This is a genomic window from Desulfomarina profundi (assembly GCF_019703855.1).
Classification (GTDB): Bacteria; Desulfobacterota; Desulfobulbia; order Desulfobulbales; family Desulfocapsaceae; genus Desulfomarina; species Desulfomarina profundi.
Map to the genome: position 1 here is coordinate 3443994 of NZ_AP024086.1, position 21670 is coordinate 3465663.

Annotated in this window: 20 protein-coding genes and 3 pseudogenes; 5 read left to right on the forward strand and 18 right to left on the reverse strand. The window is 47.0% G+C overall.

What is annotated here, in order from left to right; all coding sequences use genetic code 11:
• Nucleotides 1-15 precede the first annotated feature (15 nt).
• Both LO777_RS21205 and LO777_RS15830 read left to right on the forward strand, forming a co-directional pair.
• Nucleotides 16-183 (forward strand): annotated as a pseudogene (locus tag LO777_RS21205) (hypothetical protein); the annotation flags it as partial.
• The gene (locus LO777_RS15830; protein WP_268907580.1) at nucleotides 156-848 is read left to right on the forward strand and encodes a MipA/OmpV family protein; all 693 of its coding nucleotides are present in this window, start codon (nucleotides 156-158) and stop codon (nucleotides 846-848) included. The pseudogene LO777_RS21205 and the gene LO777_RS15830, both read left to right, overlap by 28 nt.
• Before the next feature lie 360 nt (nucleotides 849-1208).
• Here the strand turns inward: LO777_RS15830 and cydB are convergent, their stop codons facing one another.
• The 14 genes and pseudogenes from cydB to LO777_RS15900 form a co-directional block, all read right to left on the reverse strand.
• A complete protein-coding gene (gene cydB / locus LO777_RS15835) occupies nucleotides 1209-2342 on the reverse strand; it encodes a cytochrome d ubiquinol oxidase subunit II (protein ID WP_228854821.1) in 1134 nt (377 codons plus the stop codon).
• Between the two features lies 1 nt (nucleotide 2343).
• Nucleotides 2344-3876 carry a cytochrome ubiquinol oxidase subunit I gene (locus LO777_RS15840; protein WP_228854822.1) on the reverse strand — a complete coding sequence of 511 codons (1533 nt, stop codon included), beginning with the start codon at nucleotides 3874-3876 and terminating at the stop codon, nucleotides 2344-2346.
• Nucleotides 3877-4002: 126 nt separating this feature from the next.
• Nucleotides 4003-4230 carry a DUF4492 domain-containing protein gene (locus tag LO777_RS15845; protein ID WP_268907461.1) on the reverse strand — a complete coding sequence of 76 codons (228 nt, stop codon included), beginning with the start codon at nucleotides 4228-4230 and terminating at the stop codon, nucleotides 4003-4005.
• 384 nt (nucleotides 4231-4614) lie between these two features.
• Nucleotides 4615-5808, reverse strand: a complete 1194-nt coding sequence (ygeW, locus tag LO777_RS15850) for a knotted carbamoyltransferase YgeW (RefSeq protein WP_407929160.1) — start codon at nucleotides 5806-5808, stop codon at nucleotides 4615-4617.
• A 134-nt stretch (nucleotides 5809-5942) separates the two neighbouring features.
• Nucleotides 5943-7403 (reverse strand): pyridoxal-phosphate dependent enzyme, encoded by a 1461-nt coding sequence (locus tag LO777_RS15855; RefSeq protein WP_228854824.1) that lies wholly within the window; start codon nucleotides 7401-7403, stop codon nucleotides 5943-5945.
• A 14-nt stretch (nucleotides 7404-7417) separates the two neighbouring features.
• The gene (locus LO777_RS15860; protein WP_228854825.1) at nucleotides 7418-8593 is read right to left on the reverse strand and encodes a threonine synthase; all 1176 of its coding nucleotides are present in this window, start codon (nucleotides 8591-8593) and stop codon (nucleotides 7418-7420) included.
• A gap of 377 nt (nucleotides 8594-8970) precedes the next feature.
• Nucleotides 8971-9996, reverse strand: a complete 1026-nt coding sequence (locus LO777_RS15865) for a TRAP transporter substrate-binding protein (protein ID WP_228854826.1) — start codon at nucleotides 9994-9996, stop codon at nucleotides 8971-8973.
• Between the two features lie 106 nt (nucleotides 9997-10102).
• A pseudogene (locus LO777_RS15870) lies at nucleotides 10103-11375 on the reverse strand (TRAP transporter large permease).
• Nucleotides 11376-11387: 12 nt separating this feature from the next.
• Nucleotides 11388-11900, reverse strand: coding sequence for a TRAP transporter small permease (locus tag LO777_RS15875; protein ID WP_228854828.1), 513 nt, complete (start codon nucleotides 11898-11900; stop codon nucleotides 11388-11390).
• Nucleotides 11901-11980: 80 nt separating this feature from the next.
• Nucleotides 11981-12931 (reverse strand): carbamate kinase, encoded by a 951-nt coding sequence (locus LO777_RS15880; protein WP_228854829.1) that lies wholly within the window; start codon nucleotides 12929-12931, stop codon nucleotides 11981-11983.
• A 27-nt stretch (nucleotides 12932-12958) separates the two neighbouring features.
• A pseudogene (locus tag LO777_RS15890) lies at nucleotides 12959-14172 on the reverse strand (YgeY family selenium metabolism-linked hydrolase).
• Nucleotides 14169-14930 (reverse strand): GntR family transcriptional regulator, encoded by a 762-nt coding sequence (locus LO777_RS15895; protein ID WP_228854832.1) that lies wholly within the window; start codon nucleotides 14928-14930, stop codon nucleotides 14169-14171. Before LO777_RS15895 ends, LO777_RS15890 begins: the two are co-directional and overlap by 4 nt.
• Before the next feature lie 570 nt (nucleotides 14931-15500).
• Entirely contained in the window at nucleotides 15501-15623 is a 123-nt protein-coding gene (locus LO777_RS20210; protein ID WP_268907462.1) for a hypothetical protein, read from the reverse strand.
• A gap of 2 nt (nucleotides 15624-15625) precedes the next feature.
• On the reverse strand, nucleotides 15626-16633 hold the full coding sequence (locus LO777_RS15900; protein WP_228854833.1) for a DUF3466 family protein: 1008 nt from the start codon (nucleotides 16631-16633) through the stop codon (nucleotides 15626-15628).
• On the opposite strand from LO777_RS15900, the gene LO777_RS15905 reads away from it, so the two are divergent.
• A complete protein-coding gene (locus tag LO777_RS15905) occupies nucleotides 16620-16778 on the forward strand; it encodes a hypothetical protein (protein WP_228854834.1) in 159 nt (52 codons plus the stop codon). The two genes, LO777_RS15900 and LO777_RS15905, sit on opposite strands and share 14 nt — an antisense overlap.
• Nucleotides 16779-16968: 190 nt before the next feature.
• Here the strand turns inward: LO777_RS15905 and LO777_RS15910 are convergent, their stop codons facing one another.
• Together LO777_RS15910 and LO777_RS15915 are read right to left on the reverse strand one after the other, a co-directional pair.
• Nucleotides 16969-17307, reverse strand: a complete 339-nt coding sequence (locus LO777_RS15910) for a P-II family nitrogen regulator (protein ID WP_228854835.1) — start codon at nucleotides 17305-17307, stop codon at nucleotides 16969-16971.
• A gap of 13 nt (nucleotides 17308-17320) precedes the next feature.
• Nucleotides 17321-18589: an ammonium transporter gene (locus LO777_RS15915; RefSeq protein WP_407929161.1), complete on the reverse strand. Its 1269-nt coding sequence runs from the start codon at nucleotides 18587-18589 to the stop codon at nucleotides 17321-17323.
• Between the two features lie 401 nt (nucleotides 18590-18990).
• On the opposite strand from LO777_RS15915, the gene LO777_RS15920 reads away from it, so the two are divergent.
• Nucleotides 18991-19260 carry a MotA/TolQ/ExbB proton channel family protein gene (locus LO777_RS15920; RefSeq protein ID WP_228854837.1) on the forward strand — a complete coding sequence of 90 codons (270 nt, stop codon included), beginning with the start codon at nucleotides 18991-18993 and terminating at the stop codon, nucleotides 19258-19260.
• Nucleotides 19261-19436: 176 nt separating this feature from the next.
• A complete protein-coding gene (locus LO777_RS15925; protein WP_228854838.1) occupies nucleotides 19437-20024 on the forward strand; it encodes a tetratricopeptide repeat protein in 588 nt (195 codons plus the stop codon).
• Nucleotides 20025-20132: 108 nt separating this feature from the next.
• On the opposite strand, the gene LO777_RS15930 is transcribed toward LO777_RS15925, so the two are convergent.
• Nucleotides 20133-20894, reverse strand: a complete 762-nt coding sequence (locus LO777_RS15930) for a rhodanese-like domain-containing protein (protein ID WP_228854839.1) — start codon at nucleotides 20892-20894, stop codon at nucleotides 20133-20135.
• 3 nt (nucleotides 20895-20897) lie between these two features.
• Nucleotides 20898-21467, reverse strand: a complete 570-nt coding sequence (locus LO777_RS15935; RefSeq protein WP_228854840.1) for a rhodanese-like domain-containing protein — start codon at nucleotides 21465-21467, stop codon at nucleotides 20898-20900.
• Between the last annotated feature and the right edge of the window lie 203 nt (nucleotides 21468-21670).

Genomic DNA, 21670 nt, shown 5'->3' on the forward strand with positions numbered 1-21670 from the left:
TTGTACATTTACTTCTTGTCCTTCCTTTTCTTTTTTCTGCTGTCAGCAACACCGCCACTTTGGGCCGCCCCGACCACAGGCAGTCCCCTCCCTCTCTGGGAACTCAGGGTAGCCGCAACCGCCGCCCGACTGCCCCACTACAAGGGATCCGATGAATACAAAAATTACTTCTTCCCCCTGCCCTATCTTATTTACCGGGGGACTTTTTTCAGGCAGACAGAGACAACCTTCGCACTATATTTTACAAAAACAGCAAACTGGAAACAGATATCTCCATGTGGGGAAATCCACCTGTACCTGGAGACAACAGAGCAAGAGAAGGAATGGAGGACCTTGACGCCCTCCTGGAGATCGGACCAGCTCTGAGATATTATTTCCACAGGGATGGTATCAGCGATGGTTTATACCTCAAAGGAGCCGTACGGACAGTTTTTTCTGCCGGCTGGGACGGAGGCCCCGACATCCATTACCAGGGACTGCACAGTGATATTTATCTTATTTTTAAGAACAATTCACTTTTTTCAGCACAGCAACTTCGCTTTCATCTCAGTGCAGGACTGCATTTTGGCGACGCAACATTCAACGAATATTTCTATGAGGTTGGTGAAAAAGATGCTCTCCCTGGGAGAAACGTATATTCTACGGGAGGAGGATATTCCGGTTTTTCCTTGGCCGGTTCTTTTGTGAAACGATTTACTCCGACAGTCAGTTTCGGTTGTTATGGGAGGTGGGACAATATCAGTGGTGCAGAATATGAAAACAGTCCTCTGGTGAAAGAGAATAATAATTACACAATCGGTGCCATGCTTATTTTCACCCTGCTGCAATCCGAAAGACTGCTGCCGTAATTCTTCGGTTAACCTGCACTCCCACAGGGTAACTGATCACAGGATTTGTAACTCTGTGTTTTCATTTACCTTACCCCTGTAAGTGATCAGAGGTTCCGGATGGGAGTGCAGGCTTCAGGTTACAGATTATCCGTCTTTTCCAGAATAATTACACTGCCTTTATATGACACCACAATCAGAAGGACCCAACCCACCAGTAATGCTGTAATCATTTTTTACTCCTTTTCTACCTGCTCCAAACAAGCCAATCTGCTTACCGGAAAATCCCGCCACCGAAGGTCATTTTGCCCCAGTTGAAATTTTCATAACAGTAAAACGATATCATTGTCGGGGCTGAACACTATGATTCAACCCCACTGGTTAATAAGCCTTTTCATCATTAATATCATTCATGCCGATCTTCTTCGAATCCATCTGGCTCCAGACATAAACGACATAGGCCAGAACACCCGGTATCATAAAGGCGACATAAGTCATCGCCGTCAGAGTGAAATGACTTGAAGAGGCATTATAAATAGTGAGACTGGACTGCAGATCCACCTTTGACGGATAAAAGGCCGTATTATTGAACCCCGCCGTGAAAAAGATGGCGAGCCCAACAAATACCGTGCCGAGACCACCAAACCAGATACCTTTTGTGCTTGTGGCAAGACCGGTTCGCAGAACCCCCATAATAACAAGAATAAGACCAACAAGCAGCATACCCAGTACAACCGGCATGGCCAGCAGATTACCCATGTATTTATAGGATACCATGCTGACAATCCCGTTCTCGTCAAAACCGTAGCCATCAATGACAAGAAGAGCCACCAGTACATAGAGAAGAAACGGCAGGGAATAGAGAAAATTCTGCAGACAGGCTTTGCGCAGGCGTGTTTCAAGATTCGGTGCTTCGGAAAAATCTATATTATTGACCAGGTACATGGCCCCGAGGGTCCGTGCATTCAAAACAAGAAACAGCCCCAGAGCCAGATTGAAAAAGGAAAAGGCAGCCTCCACACCCCGAAGGGCATTTGTCCACACCACCTGGTTCAGACTGTTCAGGGTAAAGTTCGAACCGGTAAAAAAGGTACCGACAGCCGCACCGATGAGAAGAATACCCACTGAACCGTTAATAAAGAGAAAGAGTTCATACACCTTTTCCCCCAGGAGATTGCCCGGTTTGGTACGATATTCGTAACTTACAGCCTGAACAATAAAGGTAAAAAGAATCAGCATCCACACCCAGTATGCTCCACCGAAACTGGTGGCATAGAACTTCGGGAAAGCCGCAAAAAGTGCTCCCCCAAAAAGAACCAGGGTGGTAAAAGTCAGTTCCCATTTCCTGCCCAGTGAGTTTATTACCAGGGATCGTTCCACCTCATCTCCCGCAACCTGCCAGAGCAGGGTCTGTCCCCCTTGCACAAAGGTCAGGAAAAGAAAGAGGGCTCCCACAACCGAGCAGATAATCCACCAGATCTGCTGTAGTGTCATTAAATCCAGATTCCCAATCATTTTATACACCCTCCGGTCCTGTTTTTATCTGCTTGAGCATAATTTTAACCTCTGCTATCAGCAGCACGGCAAACAACAAAAAGAAAATCGAGAAAGTCGCGATAACATTGCTTTTGGCAATATTGGTTGTCGCTACCTTCACAGGCATCAAGTTCTGAATGGCCCACGGCTGACGTCCCACCTCAGCTACAACCCAGCCCAGTTCCGAGGCAACCAGTGCCAGAAAGAATGAAAAGAAACCGAGCACCAGCAGCCAGGTCTTATCTTCAAGATTTTCCTTATAAGAAAAATAGAGATAGAGCATCAATAGAAGGATAAAGAAGGAGCCGAGATATACCATGCCATGGAAGGAGTAATAAGAGGAAGCCACAGGGGGAACGAGCTCTTCCGGAGAATCCAGGTAACCAAAACCAAGGTAATCCTGATTGACTTTAAAACGCTCAAGAGCCGCCGCTTTGGCCTCCATATTTCCAGCCTTGTCCGCTGCCTTGATGGCCGCAAGATCAGCAATGGCCGCTTTTCCTCTTTTGATCTTGGCAGCGGCGGGTTCTATACCCTCCGCCTCATTGCCATAGACAAGATCCTTGATTCCGGGCACAAACCCGTTCAGCTCCCGCTTTGCAAGAATTGAAAGTCCTTTGGGCAACGATACTTCAAAAGCAAACGGTTTCTGGCCATCTCCCAGTCGCTTACCACTGGTCAGAACACCAAGGGCAACGATATCCGCCCCCCGGGATCCCTCGTACAATCCCTCATAGGCCGCCAGCTTCATGGGCTGATATGTCCCGTTCGCAAATGCAGATTCGTCTCCGGTAAATGCAGTAAAAAGGGAGGCCAGCAGACCAAAAACCGAGGCAACAATAATGGACTTTTTAGCCATGCCGACATGTCGCCCTTTCAGTAAATAATACGAGGAAACTGTAATTACAAAGAGAGACCCCACAACAAAACTGGAACTGGTTGTATGGGTGAATTTGGCTATGGCCACCGGAGAAAATAGAATTTCCCAGAAATTCTGCATCTCGAACCGGGCACTCTCAGGATTAAATGCCATACCCACGGGTCTCTGCATCCATGCATTGGCTACCAGAATCCACAGAGCTGAAAGATTAGAACCTATGGCAACCATCCATGTGGAAAAAAGGTGAAATCCTTTGGAAGTTCTGTTCCAGCCAAAAAACATAACAGCAAAAAAAGTGGCTTCCAGAAAAAAGGCCAGGATACCCTCAATCGCCAGAGGGGCACCAAAAATATCCCCAACCATCCATGAGTAATTAGACCAGTTGGTGCCGAACTGAAATTCCATAATAATTCCAGTGGCAACACCAATCGCGAAATTTATTCCGAACAGTGTCATCCAGAATTTTGTGAGGATTTTCCATTCTTCCTTGCCACTCTTCACGTAAATGGTTTCAAAAAAGGCGCAAAGAAATGACAGTCCCAGCGTCAAGGGGACAAAAATCCAGTGATACATTACTGTCAGGATGAACTGTGCCCTTGCCCAGTTCACCATGCCCAGATCAATTTCACTCATTACAGCATCCTCCGTTTTTAGTGCCTTACTCCCGAATTTCTGTCATAAAAAACAAGAAAGGGGAAGGCGTTTTGAAATTAAATGGTTCGGTTTATTTTCAAGGCACTTATACACCCTTGTGGGGTGTTAATATTTAGCTACCGGCCGTGTCAGTTGGTCGATAACATGGTCGGCCCTTTGTTGGTCTGTCGAAAAAGCAGTATTGAGATAATTGGGAAAGAAAAAAAATTTTAAAACGGCAAACATAATTATCAGTTTGATGATTATGATTTTCCACAGGGTTTTACCCACAGTCATCCTGCGAAACCCATCTCGATAAAACCTGAACAGTTTTATTGGATACTCCCTTACCATGACAGAACCTCAAACTCCATATCCCAACAGGGACATATTTTCAAATTCCATTCCGGCAAATGGACAAAAACTGAATACCACTCAATTTTATATTCCATTCTGCACATATGCAAATTTATTTATTACTTTGAGATCTTTTTGTCAAGAATAATAATTATTAGCAACTAACCCACATTAATCATCGTATTTGTGACAGGTTGCAGGGCACCGTAGATTCTCACAAGTAGCCTGCACAGCGTATTGGTTTTACACTAGTCGGCGGATGGCGGAAAGATCCGGCATTCTGTGACCTGTTACGATTTTTACCGCCTGATCACGTATGGACCTCGACCTGACATTGAATGAACAGAAGATACAACTGTAATTTATAGACCCAGACGTTTATCAGAAAACACGTTTGCTGTCGCGCTCCAGAAGTTGTAACAATTTTTCTGACGGATTGGAGAATCTTGCTAAAAATATCATTGCCGCAATAACATATGGCTTAAAACTCGCTTCCATATATAATTGATCCCGATAGCGGTCAAATACAGAAGCTGACACTTCACCACGTTCACAGCTGACACCGGAAATATCAGCAGGCAGACAGTGCATATAGAGACCATTTTTTCCCTTAGTCAGGCCCATAAGGCTCTCGGTACATTCCCATTCCATAAACTCTGCATTGCGCATGAGGAGTTCTTTTTCCAGGGATCTGATACCTTCCATATCATTGTCGGCATAGAGCTCCGTACGTTTTTCCATGGCACTGAACGGCGCCCAGCTCTTGGGGTAAACGACATCCGCACCAGCAAACGCCTCGGCCATTGAATCGGTCTTAGTAAAACGACCGCCCCCGACCTCTGCATTTCGCCGTGCAACATCCTCCACTTCCGGCATAACAGAGTAGCCTTCAGGGTGGGCCAGAACAACATCCATACCAAATCTGGTCATAAGGCCGATAATCCCCTGGGGAACTGAAAGAGGCTTACCGTAGGAAGGGGAATAGGCCCACGTCATTGCTATTTTCTTTCCCTTGAGGTTTTCCTTGCCGCCAAAAAAACGGATCAGATGCAGAGCATCTGCCATGGATTGGGTCGGATGATCAATATCGCACTGGAGGTTGACCAGAGTGGGCCTTTGTTCCAGGATGGCCGCACTGTGTCCCTGGCTTACCGCCCCGGCGACCTCTCTCATATAAGTATTCCCTTTACCTATATACATATCATCACGGATACCGATGACGTCAGCCATAAAGGAAACCATGTTCGCGGTTTCACGGACAGTCTCTCCATGGGCGATCTGGGATTTTTCCTCGTCCAGGTCCTGCACAGTCAATCCCAGGAGATTGGCTGCACTGGAGAAAGAAAAACGGGTTCTGGTGGAATTGTCACGGAAAAGGGACACAGCCAGGCCACTGTCAAAAACCCTTGTGGATATATTATTCTGCCGCATATTCTGCAAAATTTCTGCGGTCTTGAAAACTGCAGCAATTTCATCATCACTGCGATCCCATGTGAGCAGAAAATCATCCAGATACATTTTGGAAGATTCCAATTCTGCAAGTTGTTTAACGAGTTCTTTAATCTCCATCTGCATGCCATCCACCATTTTCCTTCCCCCATTCCTGACTTTTGAGAATAACTCAAGAATACAAATAATTAACCAACTCTCTGTGACTAAACAAGATTTACACAATGTTCACCCAAGGTCAGTCCAGGCGACGCCATCCTCTACAGCAGGCCGACCCTGCTGTTAAAGTCGGTGATCAATTCATCAATGGCATCCACCTGGTTGAACATGGAATACCAGTAATTATCATGGTCGTACCATTGGTCATTCAGTTCCTCCACAGTTCGACCCTGTTGTTCCACCCATGTATAATACTTGAGATTATGCAGTGTTTTTCTTCCATAATAGGAAAGCTCTTCCGTATGATCCATGGTAATTGCGGAAATAAGTTCAAGATCCTTCTGGGCCTGAAAATCCGTATAAATACCACGCTCATTTTCAAGTTCTTTCAGGCGCGATTCATACAATTGCATTGAATCGGTGGCGATGGAAACAACCATATCCTTTTCCGTCAATTCATTGTATTTGGCAAATTTTATGGCGGCTACCATATTGCCGATACCGGAAATACCAAGGAGGTCAAGATTCTCCGCAAGGGATTCCTGGACACCGGCTGCAATCAATGCGACTCTCCCTTCAGGTTCATTGAAGAGGCGCAACAACCGCATGGGAACTTCATCATCAACTCCAATGACGAAATCAGTTTCGCGGCAATCATGGACCCAGGGAACATGCTTGTCTCCGATCCCTTCGATCCTGTGGGCACCGAAACCATTGTAGAGCAGAGTCGGACACTGAAGCGCCTCCGCGGCAACTATTTTTGAACGGGGAAATTTCTGTTTAAGATAATATCCGGCCCCCAGGGTTCCCCCGGAACCTGATGACGAAACATAACCGGCAAAGTGTTTTCCCGCCGAAATGTAAGGCTCAATAATTTCTTCAATACTGCTTCCCGTGACGACATAATGCCACAGGGGATTTCCCATCTCATCAAACTGATTGAAAATCCGTAGGTCTTCCCCACTCTTCCTCAGCTCCCAGCATTTATCAAATATCTCTTTGACGTTGGACTCACAACCCGGTGTGGCGATAATCTCACCAGCAATACTCTTGAGCCATTCAAACCTCTCCCTGGACATCTCTTCCGGAAGGATTGCTACAGCATTGCAGGCAAGAAGCGCAGAAATATATGCCCCTCCCCGACAATAATTCCCGGTTGACGGCCAGACCGCCTTTGTTTTCCGGGGATCAAACTGTCCAGTCACAAGGGCCGGAGCCAGACAGCCATAGGTAGCACCGACCTTATGAGCACCGGTGGGAAACCACCGCCCGGCCAGCATGATGATTGTAGCCCTGCACCCTGTCAATTCAGGGGGAAGAACAAAATGATTGACACCCCCGAAAAGACCACCGGAATCCCGTGGTTCATTTTTCCAGGTAATCCTGTAAAGATTGGAGGGATGAACAGCCCACAATTCTGTTTCCTTTAATTTTTCCCGTATGTTATCAGGAACCAGCTCCGGGTTTTTCATCATTGCAAACGTGGGCAGGGTGATTCCCTTTTCCCGGCAATAGGTGATATTCTTTTCGAGAATCTTTTCATGAACGGTTAAGTCAATCACGGGATAATCCTTTGTTAAAGTATCTCTTCAACTGAATGTATGGTTTTTTCAGGAACTTCAACGGCCAAAGCGGCAGATACACTGTCTTTCAATCCGTTTCCGGTTGTCAGAATAACAACTGTTTTATCCGGGTCCAATCCATGTGCGCGTTGCAGAAACCCGGCATAGGATGCAGCACCTGCAGGTTCAGTAAAAAGGCCGGTGGAACCGGCGAGAGCTGCCTGGGCCGAGAGGATTTCCTGATCTGAAACTGTCATCATCTCTCCATCAAACCGGTTAAGAAGATCAAGTGCATGAATTCCATTACGGGGAACATCAACGCAGATGGAATCCGCAACCGTTGATGTGGGCCGATTTTCAAATATTCCGGTATGAAAAGCTCTGCTGAGGGCATCGGAGGTCCTGGCCTGTACACCGATAATTTTGGGAATTGAAGAAATCAACCCCATCTTCCGCAGGTCACGAAACCCTTTGTAAACACCCGCCAGAATACACCCATCTCCAACTGACACAAAGAGGACGTCAGGAGCTTTTCCCAACTGTTTGAACAGTTCCAGGGAAACTGTTTTTTTTCCTTCAATGGTAAGTGGATTATAGGCAGTATTCCGGTTAATACCACCTTTTATCCTTGAAAATTCCAGAGACATTTCATAGGCCAAATCGTAATTACCACTGACCCGGTATACCTTTGCACCGTATTGCAGAGCCTGCACCAGTTTGGCTGCGGGCGCCGCTTCCGGCAGAAACAGAGTTACGTTTTGCCCCGCGGCAGCTCCCACACCGGCCATGGATGAACCAGCATTGCCTGTCGAGGCCAGGGTGATATCGTGAATACCGAATTTACAGGCAGAAGCGGAAACCAGAAAGGAAGCCCTGTCCTTGAAGGAAGAGGTGGGATTTGAACTGTCATCTTTTATAAACAGATTCCTGAATCCCGTTCTTTTGCGTATATTTACAGGTTTCCACAGTGGAGTATTCCCTACGGGTATGGCTGGAAAATATTGGGATTCCACACAAAGCAGATCAGAAATTTTAAAACCAGGTTCAATACTCCCATGCAACTCCACCTCAAGGATACCATTTAATGGCTGATCCTTCCGCTGTTGAGCAGAACAGTCCGGACAGACCATTATCTCCGGTACAATATCATACGTCGCATTACAGACGCTGCAGCGATAATTGAACTCCATGCTTTTCTTCTCCGAAAATAATCAGGTCCGCCCGTACCGATTAACCCGCATTTCTCATGAGATGGACTCGTAAAAACTCCGATCTACTGCGTTGTGGGGTGATCGTGTAATGCTCGACGTACTCTATGTACGCCTGCGCTTACACGACACCGCCACGCCTTGTATATCGAAGTTTTTCCAGAGTCCATCTGAGAACGTTGAACGACTTTTTACGAGATCATCATTATTTACTCTTGAAAATTTTGTTGCTGACGCCGCCTGAACTGATGAAAAATGCGGGTTAACTTGCCAATTGCAGGATTTAGGTGAAAATAAACCTGCTCCACCGAATAAAACCCGGCAGAGCAGACCATGGGTATAGATTCAGTATGGACGATCTATTGAACAGCTTTCAGAAACGCATTCAGCAGTTCCTCACCATCAGCACCAAATTTTTCAACGATCAGTTTCTTGACTGCGGGCACAGCAGCCTTTTTAAAGGTCTCTTTTTCTGCAGCGGTTAGAGTGTTGACCTCCATTGTCTTTGAAAGCTCTTTCAGACCCCTGTCTGAAGCCTCAATAACACGTCCCATACCCCGTCCTGCCACAATCGCCGATTTTGCCGCATAACTGACCACTTCTTTTTCATTGTCCGTCAGGCTGTTCCAGAACTTACTGTTCATGGTCCAGACATATGGTGCAAAAAGATGTCCGCTGAGGGTCAGGTATTTCTGAACTTCCTGAAATTTGGCAAAGGCGATGATTGGAATGGGATTCATCTGACCATCCGCTACACCGGTCTGCAGGGCAGTATAAACTTCCGACCAGGAAATGGCTGCCGGCTGCCCACCCATGGCTGTAATTATCGCCTTATGGGTATCAAGCCCCATGGTCCTTATTTTCAGACCGGCCATATCGGCTGGAGAATGAATGGGGTGCTTCGAGTTGGTCAGTTGAAAAAAACCGCCGGAATCACCAAAGCCCAGGACATGCAGGCCGGTTCTCTTCTCAATGTCTGCTGCCAGTTTTTTGCCAAATGGACCATCAAACACTTCATAGGTTTTGCTGATATTGGGAAATGCAAAAGGAATATCCAGGATACCGATCAGGGGATAGACAGAGGCAAAGCCGCCCACTGAGTGAATACCCGACTCAATAACACCGGCCTTGACCTGCTGCAGGGCATCCTTATCCTTGCCCAACTGACCGCTTGGAAAGGTTTTTACCAACACAGATCCATTAGTTCCTGCTTCCACAAGGCTTTTGAACACGGTGGCCATGGCACCGGTGGGGTTGTCAAACGGATCATCCTTGTTGAGATGGTGCAGTTTGATGGTTTTAGCCGCCAGGGCTGAACCCGCAACTGTCACGATTGAAAACAGGACTGCCATGAAAATAACGGATAATACTTTAACAGCTCTCATCTTAACCTCCTCTATTTTGGCAACCATGTTGCCTTTTGTGGTCTCATTCAATGACCGGTCGGCAATGCTGACCTCTCCCCCGAATCATGAATTGTTTTGGGCCAAGCTACATAAGCAATCTTGGGATGAACAGGGTCATCTCATCCCAGAATGCAACAAGAAAAAGTATGGCGATTTCCACCACCAGAAACGGAATCAGGGACATGCTGATTTTCTCGATACGCTCTCCGGTAACCGATGACATGACAAACAGACAGGCTCCCACCGGTGGAGTCATCAGTGAAATATTCAATGCCAGGACGATCATTATACCGGCATGCACCGGATCCATGCCGATGGTTTTGGTCAACGGTCCCAGTACTGGAGCCAGTATGATCAGGGCGGCATTGATATCCATGAACATGCCCACTACCAGCAGGAGGCAGAGTATCAGCGTAATAATGACATTCGGGTTGCTGGAAAGAAACAGGAAGAATGCGGCAATTTTCTGGGGGATCTGCATGAAGGTCATCCACCAGCTCAAAATAGAGGCACTTGCTATTATGAGAAAAACAATCCCGGTAATTCTCGCCGTGCGGATAAGCATTTCCACGATATCATTGAAAGTTAAAGCACGATAAATCACGACACCAATGAACAGTGCGTAAAAAACCGCAATCGCAGCAGCCTCAGTGGGAGTCACAATACCGAAAAGAATGCCTCCCAGAATAATTCCCGGCATGAGAATGGCCAGAAAACTGGATTTAAATGCCCAGAAAATCCTCAGTAAACTGAACCGTTCTTTACTCTTTGGCAGGTTGAGCCGCCTGCCTAACAGGGCAATCACGCACATGCACAGGGCACAGATGAGCAGACCCGGCACAATACCGGCTGCAAAAAGACCGGCAATGGAAACCCCCATGAGCGAGCCGTAGATTACCATAAGGTTTGATGGTGGAATCGTGGGACCGATAATCGAGCCGGCAACGGTTACTGCGCACGAAAACGGGCGTGTATATCCCTGTTTAACCATGGCCGGCACAAGAGTATTCCCGAACGCCGCAGTATCAGCTACCGCGGCACCGGTCATACCGGCAAAAAGAACCGAAGCTATCATATTGGAATGGGCAAGCCCTCCCCGCAGATATCCCACGAGGGCATTGGCAAAATCAGCCAGCTTTTCTGTAATACCCGAGCGGTTCATGATCTCTCCCGCCAGAATAAAGAAGGGCATGGCCATGAAAGTGAACAGATCCAGACCTTCAAAATAGCGTTTGGGGGCCATCATGAGAAAATTATCCCCCCGATCTGGACCAGACCAGCTATTCCTGCAACCCGAGGGTCACCCCGATGGGAAGACCGATGAGAATAAAGAAAAAGAAGATCAGCAGAACTGTAATCATGACATCCTCCTATTGAGTCTGAACAATACCCGGAATGGATGGTTCAGTGCGGCGGAACATGGCTGCAAAAATCTGAAACGCGGTCAGGGCAGCAGATACAGGTACCGCAGCAAAGGGAACTACCATGGTTATATTAAAAATGGTGGCGTATTGCCCCAGCCCGTCTCTGGCCATGCCGATACCGTACCAGGTGAGAAAGAGAAAGAAGGAAAAGCTGACCAGATCAAGAGAAATTTTCAACCCTCGAACCCCGGCCGGAGGCAGAAAACGACTGACAATGTCAAGGCCGATATGTTCCCGGTAAAAAGCACCGCATGAAACAGCCAGGAGTGCGGCCCAGATCATAATATATCTGGAGAGTTCTTCGGTCCAGGTATATCCCATATGCAGAAAATACCTCTCAACAACCCCGAACCAGATCACCAGAACCATACCCGCCACCAGAAGAGCGCAAATTCGTTCAACCACCCAGTTCAACCGATGAGCCGCTCTATCAAGGAGGGTTCGTTTCTTTTCTGCCATCGACTACCTCTGTGCTTTGAATTTTACCCACCGGATTACGATATTTTCATCCGGCTGAATGACAACAGGAACACAACCTGTCAGGGAACAATTCTGGTCCCTTTTTTTCCCTGGACTGCGGCCACCAGGTTTTCCGGACTGGTAATAATTACTTCCTTTCCCCCATGGCTGATAAATTTGAGTGCTGCTTCTATTTTTGGCAACATGGTACCCGGACCGAAATGTCCCTGACCAATCCGCCCATAAGCCTCGGCAACCGTCAATCGTTGCAACGCCTTGCGTTGAGGGCTGTCAAAATCCAGATAAACACTCTCAACCTGTGTGGAAATAACGAGCAGATCAGCTTTGAGCTCAATCGCCATAAGGGCCGCTGTCAGATCCTTATCCACCACGCAGTTAACTCCCACAAGGTTACCATCTCCGTCCCGATCCACTGGAATACCGCCACCCCCTGCCGCAATAACCACAAATCCACTATCCATCATGGTCTTGAGAGCTTCCATTTCCACAATTCTGATGGGCCTGGGAGAAGGAACCACCCGCCGGTATCCCCTGCCTTTCTGATATACAATATGCCAGTCAGAATGTTTCCTCAGAAGGGAATCCACCTTCTGTTTCGGATAAAAAACCCCGATGGGCTTGGTGGGATTTTGAAATGACGGGTCGTTGCCATCTACTTCAACCATGGTAACCATGGCCACCGGTTGTTCCACCATGCCCCGCTGGTGAAAAGTATTGTGCAGTGATTCCTGCAGCTGATAACCAATAGCCCCCTGGGTGTCGGCAACACAGTTTTTCAAGGGAACAAAATGGAGTTCCCCGGCCTCAAAGGCAAGCTCGGAGCGCCTGAAGATATAACCAACCTGGGGTCCATTACCATGGGTAACAGTGACAGCAAAGCCGAGTTGCATGATGTCGGCTATGAAACCTGCTATTTCCTGAACTGCCGCCAGCTGGTCATCAATCTCCCGGTGCTCACCATTCTTGATCAGACCATTACCGCCAACGGCCAGGACCATACGTCGTTTCATATTTTTTTCGACTGACCATGAAAATTTTCATTTATCCCTAAAGTTACGGGCATAAAGAGCAGGTATTACTGCATACATAGCGGCTGCCTTCACCAGTTCATCCTTCCAGGTCACTTCATTGGGGGCATGGGCCTGATCCTCATGTCCCGGGCCGAAGCCAATACAGGGGATACCATAACGCCCCATGATGGAAACCCCATTGGTGGAAAATGTCCACTTATCCACTACTGGCTTTTCCTTAAACAGGGATCTAAAAGACTCCACCAGGGTTCTGCAGACTGTATGTTCCTCTTCCAGGACCCAACTGGGGAAATAGCACTGGGTCGGATAGACCAGTCCCCTGTATGAGGGACGGTCGTAATTGTACATGGAGACCCTGCCCCTGCTTTTTTCACCGCTGGCAGTTGTCTGATTTCCTCCAGGGCATCTTCCCAGGTCTCACCACGGGTAAGCCTTCGGTCTACTGAAATGGAACAACCATCAGCTACAGCACACCGGGAAGGTGAAGTATAAAATATTTCCGAGACGGTCAGTGATCCTTTCCCAAGAAAAGGATCGTCCTTCAATCGAGTGTGCAGTTCCTGCAGTTCCATGAGAATCGGTGCCATCTTGAAAATAGCGTTGTCACCCCTTTCCGGAGCAGAGCCGTGAGAACTGACTCCATCCACTGCAACCAGAATTTCCATCCGTCCCCTCTGACCCCTGTAAATACCCAAGGAAGTGGGTTCGGTGGAAACCACAAACTCAGGGCGAATTCCGCTCTCTTCTATGATGTACTGCCAGCAGAGACCGTCGCAGTCCTCCTCCTGAACAGTACCTGTGACGAGCAGGGTATAATCACCGGAAAGGCCCAGCTCCTTTATTATTTTTGCACCATAGACCATGGAAGCCATCCCCCCTTCCTGGTCACTGGTTCCCCGACCTGAAATAATCTCACCATCTTCAAATCCGGTATAAGGATCATGATCCCAGTTTTCCCGGTTGCCCACACCAACCGTATCGACATGGGCGTCCATGGCAATCAGGTGTTTTCCCGTACCGATATAACCGAGAATATTACCCATGGGGTCAATTTCCACCCGGTCAAAACCGACATGTTCCATTTCCCCCCTGATTCTCTGAATAATCTCTTCTTCCTGACAGCTCTCGCTGGGAATAGCCACCATGTCTCTTAAAAAAGCGGCTATCTGCGGACGGTATTCTTCCGCTTTTTCCATCACACGCTTAAAATCAATACTCATTGTTTCTGCCCCGTTCCTTCTGCCCCCAGGGAGGGCAAAATTGTCCTTGATTCAATATCTTTCAATCGCTTCAGACTGTTCTGCCAGTTGGATCGTATTTGTGCCTGTGCTTCCTGGACGTCCCCAGATCGCAGGGCATCAAGAATACTGAAATGTTCCTCCAGTGAATATTTTGCACTGGCATATCCCTCAAAATAGGTCACCTCCACCCTGCGATATTTTATTTTCAGATCCCGGAGAATTGTAACAAGATGGTGATTATCCGACCGCTCAATAAACACATCATGGAACTGAATATCCGCAAGAGACGCCTTGACTGGATCTTCTGTATCAAGAGCTTTCCCAAGGGCCGTATTCGCCATCTCCATTTTTTTGAAATCATCTTGAGTCAAATGAAATACGGCAAGGGATACGGCCAGCTCTTCCAGGGTCCAGATAATAGGATAGATTCTTTCCGGTTCCTTTATTGAAACTTCGGAAACCCTTGTCCACCGATTGGCCGAAGATTCAACCAATTCCTTATCTTCAAGGCGTCGCAAGGCCTCGCGTACCGGAGTACGACTGACCCCCATATGTTCAGCCAATTCCTTATCAAGGAGTTTCTCCCCGGCCTGAGCTCCCCTTCCATGATCCACGAGAGAAGCGTATTGTAGACCTCTTCTCTCATGATGGAGCGACTCAGTGGTTTTGTCTTTCCTGGTATGGGCATAGTCACTTTCCTGAACAGAATGGGTCTTATGAACTTCTATAATTAACATATTGGATGTAATATATTACTTATGGAGACATGTCAACAAAACAGTTTCTGATGGACTCGTAAAAACTCCGATCTACTGCGTTGTGGGGTGATCGTGTAATGCTCGACGTACTCTATGTACGCCTGCGCTTACACGACACCGCCACGCCTTGTATATCGAAGTTTTTCCAGAGTCCATCTGAGAACGTTGAACGACTTTTTACGAGATCATCAGTTTCTTATTACCTAAATCCTGCAATTGGCAAGTTTTTCGGAGATGCGAGGCATCAAGGGCGCAGACGTATTAACATACTTCAAGCACTTGATAACGAAGCAGATTCGATAAAATTGCCAATCCCCCAGGGCAAGGGAATAAAGAAAAAACAATCTCACTCTGATAGTGAGTAGTACAGCCCCTACTGTAATATTATAACTATCTGTTTATACATTATAAATATTTTTTCTTTGTTCCCGAAGTGCAGGATTTAGGTATTACCTGTAAAACTCAGTCGGAAAGGAAGTATCCCTTCGTTTTCAGACCGAGTTTTTCACATAATGAGGAAAACAATCTATAAAGACAAACATGCAGATTCTATCGATTGCTGGTCTCCATATCATCAGAAGAAGATGCCTTACCGGAAAACACCAGAAGGGAGAGAACTACATCCTCAAGATTGACATCACCATCACGATTAATATCGCCACCCAGACCCATATTCAACTCATCAAGCATGAATCCGCGGGTACGCCCATGCAGTTGTCCGGTCCCGGCAATCTGACCATGATCGTTAATGTCTCGTGCGAAGGTGAGAACCCAGCTGGAAGAAGGCTGTAGAACATCGTTGAGATCCCTGACCCCGGAGAGTCTGTCAAAAACAAAGGCGTGTTCCACAGGGGTATCCCCCATGGACCACATAACGCCCACCATCTGCCCCAGGTTGTTGATACCGTATATTTCTCCGTAGGGAAATTGTACCGGCATGGGGATACGAACGGGTGGAGCGGAAACATCATCCCAGTAATAGGGAAGACTCTTCCCCTCTTCGATGCTGACGGACCCCCGACCAGATGATGATCATTAATTACCGCCGCATACCATTGCCCTTCCACAAAATCAGAATCGACCGGAAGTTGCCGCAGCCCCCTGTGACGGTCATATATAAACGGCCTGAACCTCTGAGAGGCGTCCGCAGCAATTCCGACGACTTCCCCCCTGTTATTAATTCCATGGGCAATGGAATAGCCCTGCCGGTATAGAGGTCCCCGTAAATTCAGTGTACCGAGATCACGTACCTGCTTTCCGTCAAAAAGGATCCCGTGATAGAACCGGGACGGCGTATTTTCGTTTTCAGGCAGGGTCATTACACCGACAACCGTGCCGTCATTTGCAATGTCATACGCCCGGCTCTCCCCTTCTGTCATCAAGCTGCTTTTTTCCACAGTTACTGCATCGGGCCAGCGAACAATATATTTTCCTCCCTTGTCCGTTCTGAAAAAGCCTGAAACCTGACCGAAGTCATTTATTCCCCAGACACTGGTATTACCTCCTTCTGCTGGAGCAGGAAGTATCACCCTGACACCGGGAAGTTCCCAGGTCATGGCGACTTCTTTTTCCTGTCCGGAGAAACTGACCGCACATATTTTACCGTTTTCATTGATGCCAAAAGCCCTGGAAGCAGTCATGCCATCCAGGGGCTCAATAGGATGAACAGTGATTTCAGACATTGCTGCTGTGTTCCGGGGTAAAAAGGTCAACACAACGAACAGAAAAATAAAAAACGAAATGTATCTGGAGCAGTTATTCAGCCTGATGGCAGCCATGATAGAATTTCCTTTGTCAAAAGAGTACAAAAAGGTTGATTCCTTTTAGCTGCTTTTATGGCAAGCAACGTGCCTGATATATATTCCTCATATTTTCAATATGTTAGAAAGATCACCCCCTCAAAATGAGTTCCCAAAAAATGCAAGATTGGGCAGATCTCTGATCAAAAGTGCAAATTTTACCCATCACCACTAAAACCCGCATTGCTCATCGGGATTTACAACCTTGTGATTATAACTCAAATGGCGTCACTGCCATGCTCACCTGTTCTTACCCGTATGACGTCCTCGACATCGAAAACAAATATTTTCCCGTCACCGATCGTATCACTGCTTGCTGCAGACCGTATGGCATCAACTGCCGTGGGGGCCATATCGGCGGTCACCACCAGCTCAATTTTGATTTTTGGATTAAAATCCACATTGTATTCTGCACCACGGTACATCTCCTTATGACCTTTCTGACGGCCATACCCTTTCACTTCCGATACAGTCATTCCAGTAATCGAAATTTCCGTCAGTGCCTCTTTGACTGCTTCAAGCTTAAACGGTTTAATTATCGCTTCAATCTTCTTCATCACTTCTCCTTAATCAATCTTTTGTGAACTCAGGATAAGCAGCCAGGCCACATTCCACCACATCAACTCCTTCGAGCTCTTCTTCCTCATCAACCCGAATACCTGTTGTCGCTTTGATTGCCAACCAGACAATGGAACTAGTAACAAAAGACCAACAGAAAATTACTGCGATTCCAGTTAACTGTGCAATCAACGACCCCTCATGGTTTGTAAACGCCGCTGCCAGCAATCCCCAAATACCAACAACTCCATGGACGGAAATAGCTCCAACCGGATCATCAAGTTTTAGCTTATCAAGAAAAATAATTGCCCCCACCACAATCAGGCCTCCGATACAGCCCACCATTGTGGCTGAAAACGGACCTGGAGCAAGTGGTTCCGCAGTTATGGCAACGAGACCTGCAAGCGCGCCATTGAGTGCCATAGTCAAGTCCGCCTTCCCAAACCAGAACCGGGCAAGAAGAAGAGCACTGATCAGTCCGCCGGCTGCCGCCATATTGGTGTTGACAAAGACAAGGGCGACATGATTGGCAGCTTCAACCGTACTCACTTTCAGCTCGGAGCCACCATTAAAACCAAACCAGCCGAACCAGAGGATAAATGTCCCCAAAGTTGCCATGGGAAGATTGGAACCTGGAATCGGCTTAATTCTCCCGTTCACATATTTCCCTCTTCTTGCCCCTAAGAAAAGGACTCCGGAAAGGGCCGCAGAAGCGCCGCAGAGGTGAACAACACCGGAACCTGCAAAATCAAGAAAGCCGAGAGCATCAAGAAAACCGCCCCCCCATTTCCAATACCCCTGAACAGGATAAATAACCCCCGTCATCACCACGGCAAACAGAAGAAAGACCCACAATTTCATACGTTCAGCAACAGCACCGGAAACAATGGACATGGCAGTAGCAACAAAAACAACCTGAAAGAAAAAATCAGACATGTTTGAATAGGTGGTTTTTCCCCCACTATTCAGCACATCCGCCAGGCTGTTATCCCCACCCAACAGAAAACCAATCCCGGGAACAAGACTGTTTACCCCGTCCCCGTACATGATGTTGTAGCCGATAAGCATATAGAGCACACAGGCAATAGCATACAGAGCCACATTCTTGGTCAGAATTTCCACCGTATTTTTGGCCCGTACAAGACCAGATTCCAGCATGGTAAATCCGGCCGCCATCCACATGACAAGCGCCCCGGACATCAATAAATAAAAAGTATCCAGAGAATAGGACAGCTGTACAACGGTTTCACCGAGTTTTGGCTCTTTTGCGAAAGCAGGCACAACGAATCCTGTTATCAGGAGACAGACAGCTCCCCCCCAGTATCTTCCATAATTTTTTTTCTTTTTCACAACTTCTCTCCAGTAAGATTTCTCAGAAAATATCTTTTGCCTGGAAAGACTTTTACAAAACTCGAGCCACATGGCGTGATTATTTTTAAATACGGATAATTCAATAAGTTACACAAACATTATGATGATCTTGGCAAATGCTTTTTATCACATTTTTGTTTATTTTATATAAATTTATATTACAAATATGTTATTTATTAGCTCTCGATCCAGCGTCTCAAGGCCAAATATGTCAGATAAAAAAGGAAAATTCTCTGGAGAATTTTGCAGCCATATGATCAAATATTTCTCTATCCACCCACATCACTTAAACAAACATTGAAAGGAGCACCATGATTCGCGACCTCGCCCTGGCAACAAAAGCAACCTGCAGTCTTGAAGATCAGGAATCACTTGTACCGCTTGTTCTGCAACTGAAAAAACTCACTGAAGTTGCAAGCAAACAGGGGCTCCTCGCCCTTGAAAATGAGTTGACGAACATCAAAGATCCTTTTCTTAACCTGGGGTACAGCTCATTATTGACAAAGTGGAGCCCGAAAACATCAAAGACATCCTTGACTCTGATATCTACTACAATGAATCAAACGGAAGAGAACTACTGAAAAAGATACTCATAAGAGAAGGACTCCTCCGAATTCAGGCAGGAGACACCCCGAGAAACGTACTGATCTGCACAAAAATTTTCCTTGGCAAGGTTCCGGCCTCACAGTTCAGAGCCACATAATCCCCATACCAAAGAAAACAAGACAAACCATGAAAACATGGCAGTAAAAATCTTATGACAAACTACATCAAGCTTCGACTCCTGGCGGTCTTTCTACTGGCTGTTCCCACGATGTCTCATGCTTCCAACGCATTTGAAACCTGCCGGGACCATTTTCTGCACGGACGATATTTCGTTGCAGAAGACTCCTGTCTGCAGGCAGCTAACGAAGGGATACTTGATGCCCAGAAATGGGTTGCCTTTTTATATACCAAGGGCAAGGGAGTGCCGCAGGATTTTGACAAGGCATTTTTCTGGACCGAAAAAACGGCCAGGCGCGGTGACGCTAACAGCCAGTACCTCCTGGGACGGTGTTATCAATTCGGTACAGGAGTAAATAAAGACCTGCAACAGGCCCTGCACTGGTACAGGAAATCGGCAGAACAGGGTAATATTAACGGACTTTATGCCATGGGGAACATGTACAGAAATGGAATCGGCGTTACTGTCAACCACGCCAGAGCCTACGCATGTTACAGGTCAGCAGCGGAAAAAGGGATGTATCTTGCAAGCCAGGCCAGGGACAATGTTGAAAACAGACTGACGGATGAAAAAAAAAAAATTGCTGAACAACTCGCCTGTACTGCCCAGCCTGAATCCTGAACAAGCAGGCATGGCCAAACCCAATGGCTCAGTTCAGATAAAAAGACCGCCGACTCATCAGCCGGCGGTCTTTTAACATTGGAAAAGCAATTTCTCAATATTTATAAGTTATTCCTCAATATCGCAGTCATCCAGCTCACAGGAAACTTCCGCAACAAGATATTTGGCGTTTTTATAACCATTCTTCTGCAATTCCTTGTACGCCATCTCCGCACGCGCTCCTGTCGTGCAATGGACGTAAATATCCTGATCCTTGGACATGCCGTCAATCGTTGCAAAGAATTCATCCATCCTGCTGCATAACTGATCAAGCGGAATATGTCGTGACATGGGCAGTTTCCCGACTTTCACCTCTTCAATAGTGCGAACATCGAGTATAATTGCCTTGCTGGGATCTTCCATGGCTGCTTCAAATTCTGCAATGGACACTTCACCCGGAGCTAGCTTTCTTTTCCAGTTGACTTCCGTGACAACAGGCCCCTTGACGAGCCGACCACCCAGATGTTTCCACCCACGGTACCCGTCTTCAACAAGAGAAACCTTTTTATAGCCATTTTCCCTGAGCATTTTCAGGGCGGCCAGCATCTCATCTTCCTTGTCACTGTACAGGACGACAGGCGCCTTCACCGGAATCTCATCCATGACATCTGCAAATGTCGCAAACGGCATACTCACAGAACGGGGGATACGGGCAACTGCATCTTTTTCAGCGCTGCGTAAATCAACTATGACATTATTTCCCTGGCATATAAAACCATACCCGGCATATGTCGGGTATCCGGCTTTACGCCATGCCGGCTCGCCATCAAGATAAACTCGAATATTTTTAAACCCTGCCTGGACCGCCTGACCGGCGGACATTGGACTCATACCTCAGGTAGGTCCTCCACAATAAAAAACCAGGGCCGCATCAAGGTCTTTAGGAAGAAGCCCCATCAGTTCCTGCATTTCACATACCGGAATGGAAATAGCACCCGGCAGATGAGACTGGCTGTAACGGGCAGCGGGCCGGGAGTCAATAAGAACAAAATCTTCTTTGTTATCAATCATCTTTTTTAGATCAGCCGTCTGGATGATTGAAGTACCTTTCGGCATCTTCGCAAGCTTGGGCCGGATAGATTTTGCATAAAAATCCTTACCCTGCTTTTCGTAGGAAACTATTACTCCATGCCCTTTATTTGCATGTTCTATTCCATCAGTATTTTGATCAAACTTGATCAGAACGGCATGAGCCTTCTTCCCTTTGCCGACCTGAACGGAAATCGTTTTCGCCTTCATCGATTTCCCTACAACTCGACCTTTAAAAACCGGTCCGGTAACCTTCTTGGCAACCGCGACCGGCTTGGCCGCCGATCCGAACTGGCTGTCCGGCTGAACGCAGCCGCTCAACCCAAAAACGGCTACAACCAGAAAAGGCAGTAACCTGACTAGCATCTTCTGCATACTTCCCTCCTTAAATTGAATTGACTCTTACCTGGTTCCTCCCTGGAAAACAGCCCACCCCCTGCCATTTGCGGCAATTTTTCGCTCAACAAACAGCAATAACAGGAAAACTATTTGAAATATATACATATTTTACAACAACAGTTCTCTTGTTTTAGAGAAACAGTTATCCAGATGCTCACCGTTTTAAAACATAAAAAACG